General features: G+C 70.2%; 19 protein-coding genes. 4 read left to right on the top strand and 15 right to left on the bottom strand.

Features of this window, described 5'->3' with window-relative positions:
- Nucleotides 1–475 (top strand): siderophore-interacting protein (locus G6028_RS07620; protein ID WP_182658506.1); only part of this gene is annotated, 475 nt, incomplete at its 5' end.
- A gap of 13 nt (nt 476–488) precedes the next feature.
- On the opposite strand, the gene G6028_RS07615 is transcribed toward G6028_RS07620, so the two are convergent.
- The 8 genes from G6028_RS07615 to G6028_RS07580 all read right to left on the bottom strand — a co-directional run bounded on the left by G6028_RS07615 (nt 489) and on the right by G6028_RS07580 (nt 10,429).
- Complete coding sequence (locus G6028_RS07615; RefSeq protein WP_187700890.1) at nt 489–1,208, bottom strand: catalase family protein; 720 nt, start codon at nt 1,206–1,208, stop codon at nt 489–491.
- A 368-nt stretch (nt 1,209–1,576) separates the two neighbouring features.
- Nucleotides 1,577–2,776 carry a Wadjet anti-phage system protein JetD domain-containing protein gene (locus G6028_RS07610; protein WP_182658505.1) on the bottom strand — a complete coding sequence of 400 codons (1,200 nt, stop codon included), beginning with the start codon at nt 2,774–2,776 and terminating at the stop codon, nt 1,577–1,579.
- Nucleotides 2,776–6,081, bottom strand: a complete 3,306-nt coding sequence (locus tag G6028_RS07605) for an ATP-binding protein (RefSeq protein ID WP_182658504.1) — start codon at nt 6,079–6,081, stop codon at nt 2,776–2,778. The genes G6028_RS07610 and G6028_RS07605 overlap by 1 nt, the downstream gene beginning before the upstream one ends.
- Before the next feature lie 16 nt (nt 6,082–6,097).
- Entirely contained in the window at nt 6,098–6,811 is a 714-nt protein-coding gene (locus tag G6028_RS07600) for a DUF4194 domain-containing protein (RefSeq protein WP_338404171.1), read from the bottom strand.
- Nucleotides 6,808–8,304: a DUF3375 domain-containing protein gene (locus G6028_RS07595; RefSeq protein WP_182615427.1), complete on the bottom strand. Its 1,497-nt coding sequence runs from the start codon at nt 8,302–8,304 to the stop codon at nt 6,808–6,810. The genes G6028_RS07600 and G6028_RS07595 overlap by 4 nt, the downstream gene beginning before the upstream one ends.
- 143 nt (nt 8,305–8,447) lie before the next feature.
- Nucleotides 8,448–9,047, bottom strand: coding sequence for an energy-coupling factor transporter transmembrane component T family protein (locus G6028_RS07590; RefSeq protein ID WP_182615429.1), 600 nt, complete (start codon nt 9,045–9,047; stop codon nt 8,448–8,450).
- Nucleotides 9,048–9,830, bottom strand: coding sequence for an energy-coupling factor ABC transporter ATP-binding protein (locus G6028_RS07585; protein WP_338404170.1), 783 nt, complete (start codon nt 9,828–9,830; stop codon nt 9,048–9,050).
- Nucleotides 9,827–10,429, bottom strand: a complete 603-nt coding sequence (locus tag G6028_RS07580; protein WP_179525117.1) for a biotin transporter BioY — start codon at nt 10,427–10,429, stop codon at nt 9,827–9,829. Before G6028_RS07580 ends, G6028_RS07585 begins: the two co-directional genes overlap by 4 nt.
- 168 nt (nt 10,430–10,597) lie before the next feature.
- On the opposite strand from G6028_RS07580, the gene G6028_RS07575 reads away from it, so the two are divergent.
- Entirely contained in the window at nt 10,598–11,845 is a 1,248-nt protein-coding gene (locus G6028_RS07575; RefSeq protein WP_182658503.1) for a hypothetical protein, read from the top strand.
- Between the two features lie 46 nt (nt 11,846–11,891).
- Here the strand turns inward: G6028_RS07575 and G6028_RS07570 are convergent, their stop codons facing one another.
- The 3 genes from G6028_RS07570 to G6028_RS07560 all read right to left on the bottom strand — a co-directional run bounded on the left by G6028_RS07570 (nt 11,892) and on the right by G6028_RS07560 (nt 14,343).
- A complete protein-coding gene (locus G6028_RS07570; protein WP_179525119.1) occupies nt 11,892–12,437 on the bottom strand; it encodes a TetR/AcrR family transcriptional regulator in 546 nt (181 codons plus the stop codon).
- Between the two features lie 77 nt (nt 12,438–12,514).
- Complete coding sequence (locus tag G6028_RS07565; protein WP_182658502.1) at nt 12,515–13,219, bottom strand: ABC transporter ATP-binding protein; 705 nt, start codon at nt 13,217–13,219, stop codon at nt 12,515–12,517.
- Nucleotides 13,216–14,343: an FtsX-like permease family protein gene (locus G6028_RS07560; protein WP_182658501.1), complete on the bottom strand. Its 1,128-nt coding sequence runs from the start codon at nt 14,341–14,343 to the stop codon at nt 13,216–13,218. Before G6028_RS07560 ends, G6028_RS07565 begins: the two co-directional genes overlap by 4 nt.
- A gap of 156 nt (nt 14,344–14,499) precedes the next feature.
- On the opposite strand from G6028_RS07560, the gene G6028_RS07555 reads away from it, so the two are divergent.
- Nucleotides 14,500–16,113 (top strand): NERD domain-containing protein, encoded by a 1,614-nt coding sequence (locus G6028_RS07555; protein WP_182658500.1) that lies wholly within the window; start codon nt 14,500–14,502, stop codon nt 16,111–16,113.
- Between the two features lie 110 nt (nt 16,114–16,223).
- Here the strand turns inward: G6028_RS07555 and G6028_RS07550 are convergent, their stop codons facing one another.
- The 3 genes from G6028_RS07550 to G6028_RS07540 form a co-directional block, all read right to left on the bottom strand.
- Nucleotides 16,224–16,682, bottom strand: a complete 459-nt coding sequence (locus G6028_RS07550) for an Hsp20/alpha crystallin family protein (RefSeq protein WP_182658499.1) — start codon at nt 16,680–16,682, stop codon at nt 16,224–16,226.
- Nucleotides 16,683–17,035: 353 nt separating this feature from the next.
- Nucleotides 17,036–17,722, bottom strand: a complete 687-nt coding sequence (locus tag G6028_RS07545) for a YceI family protein (protein ID WP_182658498.1) — start codon at nt 17,720–17,722, stop codon at nt 17,036–17,038.
- A gap of 291 nt (nt 17,723–18,013) precedes the next feature.
- Entirely contained in the window at nt 18,014–18,163 is a 150-nt protein-coding gene (locus G6028_RS07540; protein WP_182658497.1) for a hypothetical protein, read from the bottom strand.
- A gap of 639 nt (nt 18,164–18,802) precedes the next feature.
- Between G6028_RS07540 and G6028_RS07535 the strand changes: the two genes are divergently transcribed.
- A complete protein-coding gene (locus G6028_RS07535; RefSeq protein WP_182658496.1) occupies nt 18,803–19,396 on the top strand; it encodes a hypothetical protein in 594 nt (197 codons plus the stop codon).
- A 4-nt stretch (nt 19,397–19,400) separates the two neighbouring features.
- Here G6028_RS07535 and G6028_RS07530 read toward each other — a convergent pair.
- Nucleotides 19,401–19,678: response regulator transcription factor (locus G6028_RS07530; protein ID WP_182658495.1), on the bottom strand; the 278-nt coding region annotated here is incomplete at its 5' end.

Genomic DNA, 19,678 nt, shown 5'->3' with positions numbered 1-19,678 from the left:
GGCGTGGGCTCCCGGAGCCGCCGGCCGGGTGGTGTGCGCGGGTGACGAGACCGCGGCGCCGGCCCTGCTGTCCATCGCCGGGGAGCTGGCCGCGGAGCCACGGGGGACGAGAGAGGTCCGGATCGTCCTGGAGTTGCCGACACCGGCCGACGTGCGCGCGCTGTCGGCCGAGGCGCCGGAGACCGTCACCCTGCTCTCGCGGTCCGGTGAGCGGGGACACGCGCTCGTCCATCACCTCGGCGGAGTGTTGGGCGTGGGTCAGGGATGCGTCGAGTCGGTCCTCGACGGGCGCCGTCCCGCCGAGCGGGAATGGCAGACGGCCACCACCGTCTCCGCCGGGGACCCGTATGTGTTCCTGGCCGGGGAGGCGGGGCTGGTCCGCGCGATGCGCCGCCTCGCCGTGGACGGCGCCGGGATCCCCAAGGGGGCCGTGTCGTTCATGGGCTACTGGCGCAGGGGTGCGGCCGAATCCTGAGCGCTCGGGCGGATCAGGTCGTCTCCGGGCCCTCGTCGGGCGCCGGGTACGACGGATCCCGCAACGCGCCGAGCAGACGCGGATACCGCGATCCGGGCAGGCGGTTCCCCACCGGATCGAAGTGCAGGTTCTCGTCGTCGTCCTCCCAGGTGTCCACCGTCACACGCCCGAGGGTCTCCCATCTGCCCAGCGGAGTGGCGTGCTGGAGGGTCCACGTGCCGCCGTCGCCTGTCGGGATGGCGGCCAACAACAGCTGCCGCCCGGCGACCCTGACGGGGAACATCGAGGTCATGGTGCGGCCGGTCGTGCGCCATCCCGTGGTCAGTACGTAACGACTGATCGGACCCAGGCCCGTGCTCGCGAGCAGGATGTCGACGGGGCGGTCGGCGTGGATGCGGATGGCCATCCCGCCGATGTCGGGGACGACGTCCGGCAGACCCACGGCGCGCGAGAAACGGATCGTCGCCGGCCACCTGCCCGTGATGTCCAGGAGCGGTGAACCGGTTCGGCCGACCCCGGTCACGCTCAGGGTCGCCTGGGCGACGATGCCCTTGGGGTGCAGGGCCTTGGGTCGTGCCAGGCGCGTCACCGCCGCCGCGACCCCGAAGACCGAACCGAGAAGACCCGCGACGGGGGACGAGCGCACGGCCACCTCCGCGGAAGCCTCCGGGCGACGGTCGACTGGGGCGTGGGCGGAGGTGCCGCGGGCGGTTCTCCGATGGGTGCGGGGCATGATCCCAACGATACTCAGCGCCGCGTCTCACACAGCGGCGCTACGTGCAGTGCTCGACCGACCGCGCCTCGTCCGCACCGCCGCGCCGACCGCGCCCCGCCGACCCCGCCCCGCCGAGTGGTCGATTCCGATCGCGTTTGCGCAGGGCGAATTCTCCCGCTCGGCGTACTTGCGACCACTCGCCGAAAAGGGTGGACTCGGCCCCGGAGTTAGGCGCGCCGATTGATCCAGTCATCGACCCTGCGGGCGACGCGACCCGATCACCGCAACTCACCTCGTCGCGTGAAGCGTTCAGAAGATGGTGATCGAGTGGTGGGTCCGCGGACTGCCCTGACGACCCCAGGGGACCTGGCCGACGGTGTCCGGGCTCAGCTCCACACTGCGTGGAGGCGCGGGAGCGCCCAGTCCCAGGGGATGCGCTCCTGCTCGAGCCGGAGGTCCCCGCCGGTCGTCAGCGCCTCGAGCGCGTCGAGCTCATCCGGTGTGAGGCGCGATGGCGCGGCCCGGGTCGGCGAGGGGTCGGGCACCGCATACTCGCGCCATGCGTCCAGGGTCTCGGTGTCCATGAGAACGCTCACGGCGTGCGGGGCGTGATGGCGTAGACGGTCGAGGATCGCGAAGCCGTGCGAGTCGAGGTCGCCCCAGTACGCGATGTGAGCGCGGAGTGCCCAGGGCAGGGCGGCGACGGCGTCGACCGCGAACCCCCGGCCGAACAACGCGACGGTCTCGGGGAGGTCCGGCAGGGCGAGGAAGGTGGTGAGGTTCTCGACGACGACGAGGTGAGGCGGTCCCCCCGAGGTACGCCACAGAGTGGCGAGCTGATCGACCGGGCTCTCGACGTCACGCAACGGGAACGCGATGTCCGGATCAAGCACCCTCATGCGGATGCGGACGTCCGGGCCCAGCAATCCCAGCCCGGTGGCCGTCCCGCGGACCGCGTCGTCGACGCCGGCCCGAGCGGCGTCGAGCACAGCCTCGACCACCCGGGTCCGGGTCTCGATCCACTTGGTGTCGACCCCCGGGACCGCGATCTCGCGGGCACGACGCCCGGCGGTGGGGTTCGCGAGTGCCCAGCGGCACACTGCCAGGAGCTGGTTGAACGCGCCCTCCTCCCAGTCCTCCCAGGTGGCCGAGGTCTCTGCGGCGGCGCGGCGCAGCATGGAGTGATCGGGCCCGAGGTCGATGATCCGGAGCGTGCGGTTCAGCAGCCGAGCCCACCGCGACGCCCGGTCCGCGATGTGGGCGATGGTGTCGGCGCCGACCACTTCAACGCGTTGCGGGAGCGGTACGACGCCGAACCCGGGCAGGCGGCGGTCCGCCCAGGTCAGCCGGACATCGGGTCCTCCATGGGTGCTCTCGAACTCGCGCCATCGCCTGATCCACGCCGCTGTCCCACTGGGGTCTTCGGCTGCGTTCGCGGCGGTCGGCGGCGCCGTGCTGAACCGGACGACCTCGGCGTCCCCGCCGAAGGGGTCGGCGAGCCACCGACGGTGGACCCGGGCGAACCGGGTGGCACACGCGGCCGTCAGTTGGTCTGGGTCGCGCGGCTCCGAGCGGGTAGCCACCATCAGGCCTCGTCCCAGGTGACGCGCTCGATCCGGGAGTGGCTGCCGTCGTCGTTGCCCACCACCACGAGTCCGCCGATGTACGGCTCGAGGGTCTGCAGGAGCTTGAGCGGGGTGGCCAGGACCATGTGGAAACCGAAGTCGGTGAACACGTCCATCGCCCGACGCGTGTACTCGGGATCGGCGCGGTCGAACGCCTCGTCCAGAACGACCGTCCCGTAGCCGGGGACGTCGGCGTCGATGTCGGCCAGCTGGAAGCGCAGCGCCGCGGCGAGGCAGAAGAACACCAGCTTCTGCGCCTGCCCGCCGGACAGCCCGGACGAGGAATCGTGGTAGTTGGTCGGGGCGCCGTCGGCGTCGATCTCGATGCCGATGAACCCCACGTGCTTGCGGGTGTCCAGCACCGTCTGCCGCCAGCGACGGTCGCCGGCGTCCGCCGACCCGAGCTTGTCGAGCAGACGTGACATCACGGCGAAACCCGCCTCCGCGGCGTCCACGGTGCGGCTGTCGAGTGCGCCGGTCAGGGCCGTTTCCAGGTCACCGAGGAAGTCGGTGACGGTCTCCGAGCGCCGGTCCCGCACCTCGATCTGCAACCAGCGTCCCGACTGGAATTCCGATCGATGAAGGGACTCGTTGACGGGTCGGATCTTGGCTTCGATTTCCGACCGGGCCCGGCGGATGCGGCGGGCGAGCTCGCCCAGGTTGCGGGTCTGCATCTCGCCGATGAGGCCGAGGAAGCGTTCCTCGAAATCGGCCAACCTGTCCCGCCGCAGGCGGACGAGCACCTCCACCGCCTCACCGACGAACTCCGGGTCCGACTTGAGGTCGGCCTTCATCGTGGGCCAGATCTCGAGATATGAGGTGAGGATCGCCGTGATGCGCCGGTGGATGCGGTCGCGCTCGGTGGCGGTGGCCGACTGCTCCACCGCGATCGCGCGTTCGGCCCGCTGACACACGTCCTGCACGTTGTCGGCCGTCAGCCTGCGTGTGGCGGCGGACAGGCGCGCGCGGATCCGGTCGGCGGCGTCGGGATCGGCAGCACCGTGGGACTCTTCGGAGGCACTACGCTCGGCCAATTGCGCGAGGCGGGCCTGCAGCCCGGCGACGTGGTTCGCCGCGACTGCTCGGTCACCGGTGGCCGCATCGTATGTCGATTGCGCCCGCGACTGGAACTCCTCGGCATCACGTAGTTCCCGCTCCATCTCGGCAACCTCCGGGTGCGCCTCGCGCCACCGGTCGAGCCGCTCTCGGGCGTCGTCGGCCCGTCGTTGGGCGGTGGTCGAGTCGATCTCCTCCCACCGCAGTCCGCGGAGCGCAGCTCCCGCCTGCTGCCGGGAGCGTCGATCGGCGTCGAGGTTCTCCAGCGCCGCCCACCGGCTCTCCGCGGAGTCGATCCGGGACTGGATCTGATCGCGCCGAGCGGTGAGCGCCTCCACCTTGGCGTCGTTGAGACCACCCAGCTGGAAGACCGCCGGATCGTCGATGCTGCGTCGGTCGTCCTTCTCGAACCTCCGACCACGCTTGATGAGGCCGTGCAGGGTGACCGCCCGCTCCAGGGCGCCCAATTCGTCGGAGGACTCGACGCAGGTCAGGTCGAACTCGCTCGCGAGTCGACGACGCATCCACTGCTGGAACGGACCGGGGGCGGGCTCCATCTTTCGGACCAGGCTGTCCGGGCCGGTCCTCTTGGCAGGCGAGTCATCGGTGGTGTCGACGACCTCGTAGACCAGCCGAATGCCCAGATGCGTGTCGTTGACCGCGCGCGTGACCGCGGCGCGGAGATGGTCGGGGACGAGCATCGTCCGCGCGAAGCCGGAGAGCACCCGTTCGGCTGCCGGCCGCCACCTCGCATGCTCGGAGGACACATCGAGCAACTCTCCCGCGAACGGGAGTTCGCGGGGATTGGCCCCAGCCGCACGACAGACCAGGTCCCGCGCTGCCAAGAGGCGCGAATCAATGTTCGAGCGGTGACGGAGCAGCGCCTGGAGGTCGGCCGTCACACGGGCGAGGGTGCTCGACTGCTCGTTGAGGTCCCCGGCGACCTCGCGGAGCTTCGTCCGATCACGCGCTCGCTCGGCTTCCTGGTCCGCGTCGTCCCGGTCGAGCCTGGCGAGGAGGACGGCGAAGTCCTCGGCGGTGGCCGGAAGTGTGCCGCCGAGTCGCTCGAGCTCCGTGGCCGCCCGTTCGCGACGGGAGGTCACCGACGTTGCGTGGTCGAGCGCGCGGCCCAGCTCCCGCGCGAGCTCGTCGCGCCCGGCGCCCGCACTGCCCCGCAACCGGGAGCGGAGGTCGTCGCTGGTCGTTCTGGCTGAGTCGAGCTGATCACGGGCAGTGGCGACGGCGGCCTCGGCGGCGACGAGGGCTCCGCGCGCGGTCGACAGCTCCTCCTCGACCAGCGCGGTGGTAACGGCCACCTGCACGGCCGGGAAGGCCGAGCTCTCGGCGTCGAGTTCCTCGGCCCTCCCCAGCACCTGGATCCGTGAGGCACTCAGGTCCGCGAGCGGCTCGAGGTGAGAGATCTGTCTACGGACGTCGACCACCGACCGGTGCGCTTCCCGCAGTTCGGCGAACTGCTCGACAGCCCGGTCGGCCACGGCGAACGTGTCCGGCTCGTCGAGCATGAAGTCCCGGAAGAGCTGATCGAGGCTGGACAGGGATTTGGCGGACAGAGTCCGGTGGAGGAGCAACTGCGCGGCCTCCGACGCGATGCCCAGCCGGCGCCGGAACGCCGCGGCGAAGGCCGAATAGCTGTCGTGGAACCTGATGTCCGGGAACTCGCGCTTGAGCGCTCGCTTGTCGATCCCGTTGCGCAGGTGACCGAACATCTCCGTCAGATCGAGGGGGGAGTCGGAGGGGTGCTCGGCGACGCCGTGGAGGCGCTTGATCCCGGTCGCGGAGTTGTCGCCCGAACGGGCGTAGAGCAGGAGCAGCAGCGTCACACTGCTCCCCGTCCCGTTCGAGTAGGTGAGCGCGATGGCCGAGAACGTGGCCTTGGGGCGAAGGTAGACGGAGGCGAGGTCGCCCGTCTCGCCGTCGGCCCCTCGACGCCATGCGCCGCGGAGATACGAGACGAGCGTGCGCCCGGAGCCCCGGCCGGCCTCTTCCTGGGCCGCCGCATTGAACCGGAGGTGAGCGGGCGGGACGAGTACGGCGGAGACCGCGTCTATCAGGGTCGACTTGCCGGAGCCGGAACCGCCGGTGACCAGGAAGCCCTTCCTGGGGACCGCGACGTCGTGATACCCGTCGAGCGTGCCCCAGTTGCACACCTGGATTCGCGAGAGCCGCCTCTGCCCGGGGTGCTTTGGCATACCGGGCAACTTCAGGTCATCCGGCATCGTCGTCCGCCTCGTCGTCGTCGAACAGGGAGGCACCCTCGTCGGAGGCATCGCCGTGCGCGGCGATCAACCCCCGGTACTCGTCGCGGATACCCGCCACCACGTCGGCATCGAAGAGGTGCCGGAGGACCGGAGACACCTCGGCACGTCCCTCGGTCTCGGTCTCGGTGAGCAGTGAGTACGTCTTGAGCCGGTTCCACGAGGCGTCGAACTTGCGGGTGTAGCGGGCCCGGTCGGAGTCGATCACCCGGCGATAGACGTCGATCTGTTCGGCGACGTCGGTGCGGTCGACGATCACCCGCTCGCCGGGCTGGGCCACTGACAACTCCGACCGCAGGTGCAGGAGTAGGACGGTGTCCATATGGGAAAGGGTCTCGGTTCGGAGGACAGCGGGTACCTCGACGTGGCCGGAGGTGTCGACCTGGCGCGTGAACGCGATCCCGGCGTCGTGGTCCAGGACAAGATCGAGGAACACGTCCGCGAGCCTGGAGCGGAGAGCGGGCTCGTCGGACACGACCGCTGCCCAGATCTCCGGCTGGCGATGCGCCTGCACCAGTGGACCCGTGAGCAGGCGGGCGAGCGCGCGTCGGGAAGCGAAGGACAGCGTCCCGGTGTCACCGGGCCACAACGCGTCGCGGTCGTCGGCCGGGGCATCAGTCGAGGCGGCGGTGGGCGGGGCACCGTCTCCCGGGGGAGCCGTCACGTGTTCTCCTCGTTCGATCGGTCGGCGGTGAACACCAGCGTAGGGATCCGGGCGGTGTGCTCGGAACCGGCCGCGCCTGTCCACGTGACGGTCTCCGTCGCGTCCGGGGCGTCCGGTGGGGCCTGCACGTGGCCCCTGATGGCCAGGTTGAGCAGGCCCACCACACTGGCCACGCCCTGGGTGGCGGGGTGTTCGCGCAGGACGGTGCCGATGGACGACGGTCCGAGTCGGCTCACCACGTCGTCGACATGGGCGCGTAGTTCGACCTCGTCGATCTCCGAGGCGCGCACGAGCGCGGTGAGTGCGGAGAGGTCGGCGGTGCCCGTGTCGTGGTGGGAGACCTCCGCCGCCACGCGTTCCTCCCCGGGGTTCCTCAGGCGCAGGGCGCTCACCGATCGGACGGACATGCCGATCCGGCGGAGCGGGACGGACATCGACGTGGTCGGTCGGGCTGCGTTCGTCCTGCTGGCCTCGGCCGCGGCGGACCGGGCCGACCGGATCAGGGCGATCATCTGACGGTGTTCGACGTAGGCATCGGTCGCGACGAAGTGCCGCAGGCTCCGCGAGAGGGACGTGAGGACACCGTTGACCTCGGCGCCCGCCGATTCCATCTCCTCGAACAGTGCGCGCAGTTCGCGGCGCGCGGCCGGCGGGAGGTCCGCCACCTGCGGTCGGCTCAGGATGTCGTTGATCCACGCGTCGACCGAGGCGGAGCGCTCGGGGTCGAGGAGTACCGAGTAGAACGACGAGAAACTCCGACCCGCCTCCGAGTCACCGATGAGATCGACACCCCCGAAGACCGCGTCGAGCACGTCGCCGCGGGCACCGTCCTGGTCCAGGAGACGACGACGAAGATCCTGGTTGAGCGAGTCGAACTCAGCGCGGACCCGTGCGAAGTCGGCGGGGATGTCGTCCGCGCCGTGCAGGATCTCGGCCACCTTCTCCCGGACCTGCTCGGGATCCGCGAGTTCGACCTCGCCCGCCTCGACGCGCGCGATCGCGGCATCGATCCGCTCCCGCTCCCGGGTGAGGGACGCGAGTCGGCCCTGGATCGATGGATCGGTGTCCCGGGCGAGGTCCTCGAGCTGGCGGGTCAGAGTCTCGACCCGTGAGACGGTGAGTCCGCGACGCGGGGTCTGCAGACCGTCGAGGAAGTCCACGGCCACCAGGGCTGACTGTGTGGGCTCTACCGTCTCGCCGGTCGCGGCGGTTCCTGGACGCCTGAGCATCCAGCCGGCGTCCACCCACGCCCGCACGTAGGACTGTGCGGTCCCGGGAAGATCCGCACCGGAGTCGCGCACCGCCAGCAACGTCCTGTCGAGGAACTCGTAGAGCTCCGCTGACGGTACCCGGCGGGAGGAGCCCTCGAACATCTCCCTCAGAACCGCCACAATCAGCGGCCAAAGCGGGCTGCGCAGCAGCGCGAGGGTCGGAGACTCCGCGTTCAGCCGGGTGAGGGCAAAGAAGCGGGCCAGCGCGGACATGGCGTTCATGGTGGCATGTGGGTACGACGCCAGCGGCAGCGAGTGGTCGATTTCGATCGCGTTTGCCCAGGGCGAATTCTCCCGCTCGGCGTATTTGCGACCACTCGCCGAGGAGGGTGGGCTCGGCCCCGGAGTTCGCCCCGCCGGGGCGCTCAGTCGTCGACGCCGCGGGCCGCCAACGCGTCGCCGAGCTGGTCGGCCGTGGTGAGTGCCCCGAGGACGGTGGGTACGACCAGCGCCCTGATCGACATGCCCAGACCGCGCGCCTTGCGGGCCTCGGTCACCTGCCGGAGCTGCCGGGCGAGCAGGGGGATCGCCCGGATCGTCAGGACCAGTACGAGCGCCACCCGATCCGGCGAGACCCCGACGCGGCGCAGTGGCTGGGCGGCCCGGGTGACCGCGTCGAGCATGTCCGAGACCCTGGTGGTCAGCGCGACCAGGCCCGCCACCGCCACCGCCACCAGAAGCGCACCGCTCACGCGCAGAGCGGTGTCGAGGTCGGCGACGATCCACTGCAACACCAGGATCGCGAGCAACATCGGCAGCACCGGACGCACCTGGTCCCAGGCGGCGCGCGGCCGGATGCGCCCGATCGCATAGAGCGCCGCGGCGAACCCCAGCGCGGGCAGCACGTGCCAGGCGTCCCGCACCGACAGCGACACCGCGAGGATCAGCGCGCAGACCAGGAGGATCTTCAGGCCCGCCGGCAGGCGGTGGAGCAGCGAGTGCCCGGGTTGGTAGGTGGCGAACACCTAGACCCCCGGCCCCGAAGCGGTATCCGATCCCGATCCCGATCCCGATCCCGATCCGGTACCCGAGCCCGGACGCAGCGCGATCCGGCGGTACCCCGACAGCGCGGCCGCGGGGGCGTCGTCGATCACCACCCGGCCGCCGTCCACCACCAGTACGCGGTCGAAGTCGGCCACCAGGTCCAGGTCGTGGGTCACCACCACGAGCTGCTGGGGGAGTCCGGCGAAGGTCTCGGCCACCAGCGCGCGGTTGCGCAGGTCGAGCAGGGTGGTGGGTTCGTCGGCCACGATCACCGAGGGCTCGATCACCAGCACCGCCGCCAGGGCGAGTAGTTGCTTCTGACCGCCGGACAGGAGGTGGCAGGGGTGATCGGCGTGATCGGAGAGGTTGTAGGTGGCGAGTACCTGGTCGACCCGTCGTCGTCGATCCTCGCGGTTCAGGCCCGATCGGCGCAGGGAGAACTCGACGTCCTCCGCCACGGTGGGCATGACGATCTGGGTGTCGGGATCGGTGAAGCAGAAGCCGACCCGGCGGCGCACCTGCGCGCCCTTGCGGCGCGTGTCGAGGCCGTCGACGGTCACCGTGCCCGAGGTGGGGACGACCAGCCCGTTGATCATCCGCGCGAGCGTCGACTTGCCCCCGCCGTTGACGCCGACGATCCCGATTCGCCGCTCGGACAGCACGAGATCGATGTCGGCGAGGACGGTCCGGTCACCGTAGGCGTGGTTGACGCCGTCGAAGCGGATCTCGGTGCCTCGGTCGTCGGCCACGCGGGGGTCGGTCACGCGGGGGTCGGACGACGCCCACGCAGCGGGGCGATCAGACCGGGCCGCGCCTTGTGGACCTGCACGGCGACGACCGCCGTGATGACCGCCTTGACGAGGTCGCCGGGGAGGAAGACGCCGTTCGCCGCGATCGCGGCCGTCAACGTCAGCTCGGTGCGGATCAGCATGCCCACCACGCCGAAGGCGTAGATGACCACGATGCCGCCGAGGATGTTGATGAGCAGCCCGGGGATCAGCCGGTACCGCGGCATCAGCATCGCGGTGAGCAGGCCGATCACGACGACGGCCGGGAGCCAGCCGATGAGGAAACCCGCGGTGGGACTGGCCAGCGCGGTGAGGGTGGTGCGACCGCCGGCGAGGACGGGCAGCGCGAGACCGATCACGATCACCGCGAGGACCGACAGCAGTCCCTTGCGCCAGCCCAGAAGGGCGCCGGCGAGCATGACGCCGAGCGTCTGCAGCGTGATCGGCACCCCGGCGGAGCCGATGCTGATCTGACCGGGGAGACCGAGGACGACGATGAGGGCGGCGAACACCGCGATCTGGGCGAGATCTCGGGTTGCGCTCCGGGCCGGGGCCTGATCGATGGAGGTGCTCACGTGGACTTCCTTGTCACCTGGAAAGCTGATCGACGATGGACGGGGTTCATTGTTGCCCCTGTCACCCCGAACCGCCTCATCGGGGTGGGCGGCTCCGCGTGTCCGGTCGCGGGCCCGGCCGGACTGGCTTAGAGTGACCTGAATCACACCCAGCGGTTCGGGGGACCAGTGACGACTCGATCCCAACGCGTCTTCGGCGAGGTCATCGCCGCATTCCTCGTGGCAGTCCTGGCGTTCGTCCACCTGCCGGCCCACGTCAGCGCGCAACCCTATGCCGTCTACCTGGACGTCGCGGCCGACAACCCGCACGGTGAGTCGGCGGGAGGCTTCTCCACCTCCATGACCACCGATCGCGACGAGTTGGGGGCGGCGCTGGACGTGGTGCGGGCCGCGGGCGTGGCGCCGGAGCGATACGGGACCCTGGCCCGCCAGTACTGGCTGGTCGTCGGTGCCCAGAACGCGGGGATCGACCTCGACGAGTGGGAGCCGGCCCGGGGGCTGGAGGCGAACCTGGAGACGGTCGACAAGGTGTACGTGAACTACCTGCGGCTGTACAACTCCCACGACGGGTTCTGGTGGACCGGGATGGCCGGGCTGGCCGGGATGTCGTTCGCCGCCGGGTTCTGGGACCTCGACGAGGTGGGGGGCGTGCTCAGCGTGCCCGGGGTGCACGAGGTGGGGACCGGGGTCGGTGACGCCCTCGGTGGAGTGCCGTGGGAGCTGGCGGCCGGGATGCCGCGCGACGTGAGATTACTGGCCACCGCGGGTCCGACGCTCACGCGGCCGGACGTGGACTGGTACCTGCACCGGCTGCTGATCATGCAGCGCAACATCTTCATGGACATGGTCCCGATGCACGAGGCCTACCTGGCAGGGGGGTTGCCGGCGGTCAGGGAACTCGCGGCGGGCGGGGCGTATGACGAGTACGCGCTCGATGCCTGGCGGAGACTCGACGAGGGCTCACCGGACGGCAGGTCGGAGGCGCTGCTGCGGATGGCGTCGCGGGAGCAGAACCAGATCATCGCCGAACAGTGGGACGCGACGGCGGCCGGCCGAGGGGACGTCGGTCGGGTGCTCACCTACATCACCACGGTGGGCGGCTCCCCCGATATCCCCGGGGCCTCCACCCTGGGTGGGTTCCGCCCGCTGTCGGTGCGCGCGGACGTCAACGGCCGACCGACGGTGCTGCACACCCCGCTGCCCGCGTTCAACTGGGCCGACAGGGAACCGCGCTGGGAGTACATCGAGCAGGATCTCGTGCCGGCGTTCCGGTCGCTCGTGCGCGACCGGCCCGACGAGGCGCCCCGCTACCTGGACGTGGGCTTCCGGCCGCGGGCCGAACAGAACCGCATCCTCGTGCGGCTGCCGGTGTTCGTCGGGCAGATGGCGTCGGGGTGGGCGATCGGGCCGGGGTGACGCGCGACGCTTGGGTCGCGAACCCGTAGCCGCGCCGCCTCTCCGGTCAACCCGGCGGATCGATCAGAGCGTCTACCGCGGTGAGCACCTCGTCCAGCGGCCGCCCTCCCTCGATGAGTTCGGAGGCCTTGAACGTCACGGCCATGACCAGCTCGGTGGTCAACTGTGGATCGGAGCGGGAGGACTCGGCGAGCGATTCGCGCAGTGGGGTGGTCATCTCGGTGTGCATCCGGGTCAGCCGCTCGCGCGCCGGGCCGTCGGGGAGCTGCGCGGCCAGCGCGGTGAGGATCGCGTGGTCACCGGCGGCGACCAGATCCAGGGTGGTGTGCACGTAGGCCACGACCCCCCGGCGACCGCCGCCTGCGTCACGCACTGCTCCAGTGACGGTGTCGATCCACCGTGGCATGAGGTCCTCCGCCACGGCGACGACCAACTCCGCGCGCGAGGAGAAGTAGGTGTAGAAGTTCGACCGTGTCATGCCCGCCCGGGCGGTCAGCTCATTGATGTCGGGAGGGGTGCCGGGGGCCTCGGAGAGCATCGACCGGGCCGCGTCGAGCAGGACCCGACGCTTGGCGTCCCGGTGTTCGCCCACGGTGGGGGCGTCGATACGTGGAATGTCGGTCTCCCGTCACCTTCTCGGCGGAGGCCCGATCATACGTGTCCATCAGGTCACACGTGCGCGTGCAGCCGCCCGTCGACCATCTCCAGGACCCGGTCGCAGTGTTCGAGGATCTCGTGGTCGTGCGTGACCAGAACCGTCGCGACGCCGTTCTGATGGGCCTCCTCCGCGAGCAGGCGCACCACGTCGTGGCTGGTCCTGCGATCCAGCGCGGCGGTGGGTTCGTCCACCAGCAGCAGATCCGGCGAGGACATCAGGGCGCGGGCGATGCCCACCCGCTGACGCTCGCCGCCGGACATGGTGGCCGGGCGGCGGCGCGCGCGGTGGGTCAGACCGACGGCCTCGAGCAGGTGGTCGGGATCGCGACGCCGGGACCGGTCTCCGCCGAGTGTTCCCACGAGCCGGAGTTGGTCGCGCGCGGTGAGAGCGGGCACAAGGTTGCCGGACTGGAACACGAACCCGACGTGGTCGCGCCGGAACCGGGTGAGGTCCCGGCGACCGAGACCGGTGATGTCGCGGCCGCCCACCTCGACGGTGCCTGAGGTCGGGGACAGCAGTCCGCCGGCCACGGCCAGGAGGCTCGACTTGCCCGCTCCGGAGGGGCCGACCACGGCCAGGACCTCGCCACGGGCCACCTCGTCGTCGACACCGGCCAGCGCGTAGACGGTCTGGTCGCCGTCCCGGAAAGTCAATTCGACACCGCTCAGGCGAAGGCCCGGGGTGGAGGCGTCGCCGGTGTGTGTGGTGGTGGTCATCGGTTCTCTCCCAGTGCGCTGTGCGGGTTGACGGCGGTGATGCGGATGGTGGCGAGGGTGGCGCCGACCAGTCCCAGAGTCAGGAGGAGGGCGGCTCCGAGTGCGATGGGTCCGGTCGCGAGGGCGAACGGCATGCCGGTGCCCACCAGGAACGACCCCACTCCCACGCCGATGGCCACACCGACCGCGATGGACCCCGCCAGCAGGATGAAGGCCTGCCCGATCGCGTCGCCCAGGAGTCGCACGGTCGAGGCGCCCATGGCGCGCAGGACAGCGATCTCGCGGGATCGCTGGACGGTGAGGATGGCGAAGAACGCACCGACGACCAGCGCTGAGATGGCGTACAGGAACCAGGTGATCATCGACATCGTCATCATCTCGGCCTGGTATCCGGGCGAGGAGTCGAACGACTCCTCCAGGGTGCGCGACGAGGTGTCGGCCGCGGCATCGCCGGTGGCCAGGTCGGGCAACTCGCCGTCGACCCCGGCGAGGGCCACGACGCTGTACTCCTCACGGGCGCCGGCGCGCGACTCCTCGCCGAAGCGGGTGCCGGCGTGCACGTCCTGCCACGTGGCCAGGGTGGTGAAGGCCATGTCGACGTGGCCGAAGGTGTGCTGGGCGGCCGCGATGCCGACGACCTCGAGGGGGATCCCCAGTCGGTCGACCGTCACCGTGTCGCCCGGGCCGACGGAATCGGCGGCGGTGGCGCTGATGAGGATCTCCCCGTCGGACGCGGGCGCCCGGCCCTCGGCCACCTCGGGAACGAGCGGGCCCTCGGGGTCCGCGCCGATGAGGGTGAGGTCCACCGGGGTCCCGGAGGAGGTCCTGGCGTTGATGATCGACAGACCCATCGGTGTGGCCACCGACACGTCGGGTCGTGCGGCCCAGGCCTCGACCTGGTCGGGCCCGACCACGGATCGGGTGAACGCCGAGTCGGTGCGGGTCTCGGGAGCGAACGCGACGGCCTGGACGGGCATGCGCTGCAGGCCGGAGACGCCGTCGTTGACCAGTCCCGAGGACAGCCCGGCGAGGAGAACCACGAGGACGCTGATCAGGGCCACGACGGAGCCCATCAGGGTGAATCGGGATCGCGCGAAGGTCAGTTCGCGTAGGGCGAGAAACATGGAGGCCTTCCGGCATCGACATCGGGAACGGGGAAGATGCTAACACCATGTCAGTATCATGCTGACACAGTGTCGCGAAGGTCTCACCGCGGTGCGGTGTCGGCAGGACCCGGCGATTCGACCCGATCCGCAGGCGCGGGCGGGTACTCCTGGAACATGCCCCGCGTCATTCCCGACACCCCCGTCTACGGCCACCCCTCCGAGGAGAAGGTCGTGGAGCTACTCACGGATCAACTCTCCGACGACAGCCTGATCGTGGTAGGCCAGCGCGTCTCCACCGCGGAGAAGGAGCACGAGGTCGACATCCTCGTGGCGATGCCCGGTGCAGGGATCGTGGCGATCGAGGTCAAGGCCGGACAGATCGCGATCGAGGACGGTCGGTGGGTGCAGGGGAGCGGCGGCAAGCAGCACACGATCGATCCCGTCACCCAGTGTCGTGAGGCCCTCTACGCCCTGCGCGGGCACGTCGATACGGACCCACGATGGCCCCGTCAGTACCAGCGCTGGACCCACATGCTGGTCTTCCCTCACGCGTCGATCCCGGGGGATTTCGCACTTCCCGACATTCAGCGCGATCGAATCGTCGACCGTGATCAGCTCGATCAGCTCGCCACCCTCGCCTACCGTCTCGCGCAGAACTCCGGGCCGAGCGATCGACCCTTCCTCGCCGTCGACACCGTCAACCGACTGGCAGAGATCCTCGGTGGCCGGGGCTTACCGCAGCGCGACGTGGTGGCACGCGCCGCGGAGAACGCCGACATCGCCGACGCGCTCACCCGCGAGCAATCGGTGCTTCTCCGGGCAGTCGACGCACTGCCGCGCGTGGAGATCCGTGGTGGCGCGGGCAGCGGCAAGACCTACCTCGCACTGGAGCAGGCGCGGCGTCTGTCGAGGGCCGGTCAGCGCGTCGCGTTGATCTGCTACTCACACGGCCTCGCGGGATACCTCCGGCGCGTGACGAGCGGATGGAGTAGACGCGAGCAGCCGGCGTACGTGGGGGAGTTCCACGCACTGGGTGTCGAGTGGGGCGCGCCTGCCGGACCGGACGAGCGGGTCCGGTCCGAGGAGACGGTCCGGTGGTGGGAGGAGGAGCTCCCCCGCCTCATGGCGGAGCTCGCCGACGAACTGCCCGACGGCAAGAGGTTCGACGCCGTGATCGTGGACGAGGCCCAGGACTTCGCAGACAGCTGGTGGCGCCCGGTGATCGGTGCGCTGCGCGACCGTGAGCGCGGCCGTCTGATGATCGTCGGCGACGCCGGGCAGAGCGTGTTCCGGCGGACCGGTCGGCCGCCCGTCGACCTGGTGCCGCTGGTGCTCGATCACAACCTGCGCAACACGCGCCAGATCGCCAGTGCCTTCCTACCCCTGGTGGGCCAGCGCATGCAGTTGCGCGGTGGCTCGGGGCCCGCGGTCCGTTACGTCGAGGTGCCCGAGGGCGAGGACGCCGTGGCGATCGGTGACGACGAGGCAATGCGCCTGCTCGACGCGGGCTGGGAGCCGCGGGACGTCGCGCTGCTGACCACCGGATCGCGGCACCCGATGCAGGTCGAGCTGCAGCAGGGCGGCAACGACGCCTACTGGGAGACCTTCTGGAGCGGCGAGGACATCTTCTACGGCCACGTGCTGGGCTTCAAGGGCCTGGAGCGCCGCGCCGTGGTGCTGGTGTGCAACCACCACGACGGCATGGACCGGGTCCGCGAGAGGGTGTACGTGGGGCTGTCGCGGGCGACGGATGTACTGGTGGTGGTGGGTGATCCCGGTGCAACGTGAGGCGGCAGGTCGGCGTGTGGACGCGTGGCGGGGCGCGCGAGTCGAATGAGAACCACCGCCCCGACCTCACGCGAGGCCGGGGCGGTGGTCAGGCGGCCCAGGTGCGGTGGTCAGCTTCCGAGGTCGGCGGAACCTTCGACGATCTCGGCCTGCTCGGCTTTCTGGGCACCGTGGGAGACGGTGATCTTGCGCGGCTGAGCCTCCTCGGCCACGGGGATCACCAGGCGCAGAACGCCGTCGCTGTAGTCGGCCTCGATCCTGTCGGTGGCCAGGCCCTTGCCCAGGGCGAGCTGCCGGGCGAAGGTGCCCGACTGGCGCTCATGCATGAGCCACTGGGCATCGCCCTCGGCGGGGGCGCGGCGTTCGGCACGGACGGTGAGGGTGCGGTCCTCCACGTCGATGTCGATGCTGGAGGGATCGACGCCCGGCAGGTCGATGAGCCCGACGAAGCGATCGCCCTCCTTGTACAGGTCCATCGGCAGCGAGGTGGAGGCGGTCGCGCTGCGCAGCCCCTCGCCCAGGAGGCGATCGAGCTCACGGAACGGATCGAAACGGGTGCTGGTGGCCATGATGGTCTCCTTCAGGACTGGTCGGGGTGCGCCCGGCGTCTCCGGGGTCGCACACGGTTCAACTCACCGCTGTAGTTGAGTATTCCCGACTCAGGTCAGAAAATCTGACTTGAGTCGGGTGGACTCAGTCGCCTACTGCGGCGGGCAGTGATGGCAGAACCCCCGCGTGGGATCCGGACTAGACGGCGGTGCGTAGGCCGGACCCTGCAGTGGCGGCGAGCGCCCCTCGCAGACCTCGTCGCACAGGACCCGGAGAATTCCGTCCACCTCGTCGTAATCGAGGGCCATCACGCCGGATAACGGTGGGAGAACGGTCCGGGCAGGCAGAGCGCCCCGGTCCACGGATTGACCGGTTACTGCCTGGCCAGGTTCACCAGGAAGTCGATGGTCCCGGTCGGATCGACGGTGACGAAGCCCAGGCTCGGCGGCTCCACGCCGACCTCGGTCCACGTCACCGGCACGGCGCCGGAGGCGATCAGCTCCTCACCCGACCGGAGGACCGTCACCTCCACGGACTTTCGGACGGTCGTCCCCTTGATGGTCAGGTCCACCTCCATCGGGATCGTGGCCGTGGTCCCGTCCGAGGGTGTCGACGCCAGTCCGACGGGTGCCGCCAGAGCGAGCGTCGCCGAGGGGTGGGCCTGGGCGTCGAGGATCTCGGGGGAGCGGGCACGGTTGTCACGTTGCCCGATGTCGGTGGCGATCCCCTCGATGCGCACCTCGAACTCGGCGGAATCGAGGGTGCTCCCGGAGATGGTCGCCCCACCGGTGACCTGGCTCGTGCTCCCGACCACGGTCACGGGCTCCCCGCGCAGGATCTCGTCCACCGTGTAGCCGGCGGTGGTCTCGTTGGGTTCGGAGCCCGGAACCACCACCCAGGAGCCGTCCAGGTCCCCGGTCGCAGCCTCGGCGCCGTCGGTGGAGACCGTCGCAGCCGGAGCGTCGTCGCCACCGCGCACAGCCTTGTAGAGGTAGGGCGCCGAGATGACGACGACGATGACGACGACCAGAGCGCCGATGATCCAGGGGAGTCTCCGCATGTGTCGAGCTTAGGAGTCGATGCCCCGTTCCGGAGCGACGATGGGTGGAGGATCGTCAGGCGAGACGATGACTCGACCCGACTCGTTCTCGGCTCGATCACGTGGCGTTCAGGACCCTGATTCGCGACTCTTGTCATGCGGCGTCACCTACCCTCATTCTCAGCGGCAGAGTGGTCGCGAGCGTGTTCGGGTAGCCGGGAGGCGCGACATGGGCCAGAACCCTCCTCAATGGAGTGACTTCCCCACGTCGGAGTTCGGGCGGATCCCTCAGGCGGGTCCGGTGGCGTCCACTCAGAAACAGTCGATGTCCCCGGCCTTGGCCGTGATGATCACACTGATGGCCGTGCTGATCGTGGGTCTCATCGCAGTCGTGGCGTTCCTGATGATCCCGCGATTCACCAGTCCGACCGCTGCACCCGTGACGTCGACGGTGTCCGCCACGGCGACGGCCCCGAGTGCTGCGGAACCAGACCGGCCTCAGGTCCAACCGGCGCAACCGAATGCTCCGTCCGGGTCGTTCGTGTGCTCGAACGTCGGCGGGGGCCCGCTCTCGCATTCCGCGGTGGGGTCATCAGTCACCTCGTGCGAGTTCGCGGTGTCAGTCCGTTCCACGTACCTCGCATCCGGAGGCGACGGGGGCCCGATGACCATCGACGCCTACAGCCCGGTGACGGGTACGACGTACACGATGTCCTGTTCGGGCGGACCGGTTGTGACCTGCACCGGCGGCAACAACGCTGTCGTGTACATCTACTGATGGGTCTACTGAGCAGGCGTGGGGCGCTGGCCTCGGGTTCCTGCGGGCTCGTCCTCGTCGTCTCCGGTTGTGGTGGGCTGGTCCCGACGAGCGAGCCCTTACAGACCGTCTACGTCACTTCCACGGTCACCACCGTCTCTCCGGGACCGGTAGGACCGGGCGGAGCAGAGGGTCCGGATACCGCCCAGCTCACGGTCCCGCCCGTCGCCGACCCCAGGCCCGGCGGTATGGATCTCTCCGGGGTGATCGATGGTGTTCCGAGTCCGGTTGGTATCGCCGTAGCCGGAGTCGGTGGTCGCTCCGAGGTCCAGACGGCGGGAGTCGTGCAGTCGGGTGCCGCCTGGTCGACTATCAAGGTCCCGCTGGCCGTCGCCGTCGCGCGCGTCTCTCCGGCCTCCCTCGAGTCGGCGTCTACCGCGATCACGGCATCCGACAACGCGGCGGCCGAGCGATTGTGGGACGCCCTCGGCGGGGGAGCCTCGTCGGCGGCCGGGATCGGCGCAGTGCTCGCGGACGGGGGTGACAGCACCACCCGGGTGCCGACAGTCCGCACCCGCGCGGAGTACTCGATCTTCGGTCAGACCCGGTGGCCACTCGTCGATCAAGCGCGGTTCGGCAGTCTCCTGCCATGCATCGGGTCATCGGCCCGAGTTCTCGATCTGATGGGCCGGGTATCACCGGATCAGAGCTGGGGACTCGGCCGCATTCCGGGTGCCCGGTTCAAAGGAGGTTGGGGGCCGGGGGAGAGTGGCGGTTATCTCGTGCGACAGTTCGGGATCGTGCCGGCCGCGGGAGGGGAGGTGGCCGTCGCCATCGCGGTCGAATCAGCGTCATTCGACCAGGGCGTCGGGACGCTCTCGGCAGTAGCAGATGCGCTTGCTCTCCGACTCCCGTCGCTCCAGGGCGAGCAGTGCTGATCGACTACACCACCCCGAGCTCACGCGCCCTGGCCACCGCGGCCGTCCGTGACGTCGCGCCGAGTTTGTCGAAGACGTGCACGAGGTGCGTCTTGACCGTCGCTTCCGACACGTTGAGGGACGAGGCCACCTGCCGGTTGGTCTCGCCCGTGGCCACCGCGCGCAACACCTCCACCTCGCGGTCGGTCAGGACCGGACGCGGGTCGCGCAGCCGGCTCATCAGCGTGGCGGCGACGGTGGGGGAGAGCGCGCTCTCCCCGCCCGCGGCGGCGCGGACGGCCG

The organism is Dietzia cercidiphylli (genome assembly GCF_014145145.1).
Classification (GTDB): domain Bacteria; phylum Actinomycetota; class Actinomycetes; order Mycobacteriales; family Mycobacteriaceae; genus Dietzia; species Dietzia natronolimnaea.
Note: the sequence above shows the minus strand (reverse complement) of the source record. Positions and strands in the feature narration are given on the sequence as shown.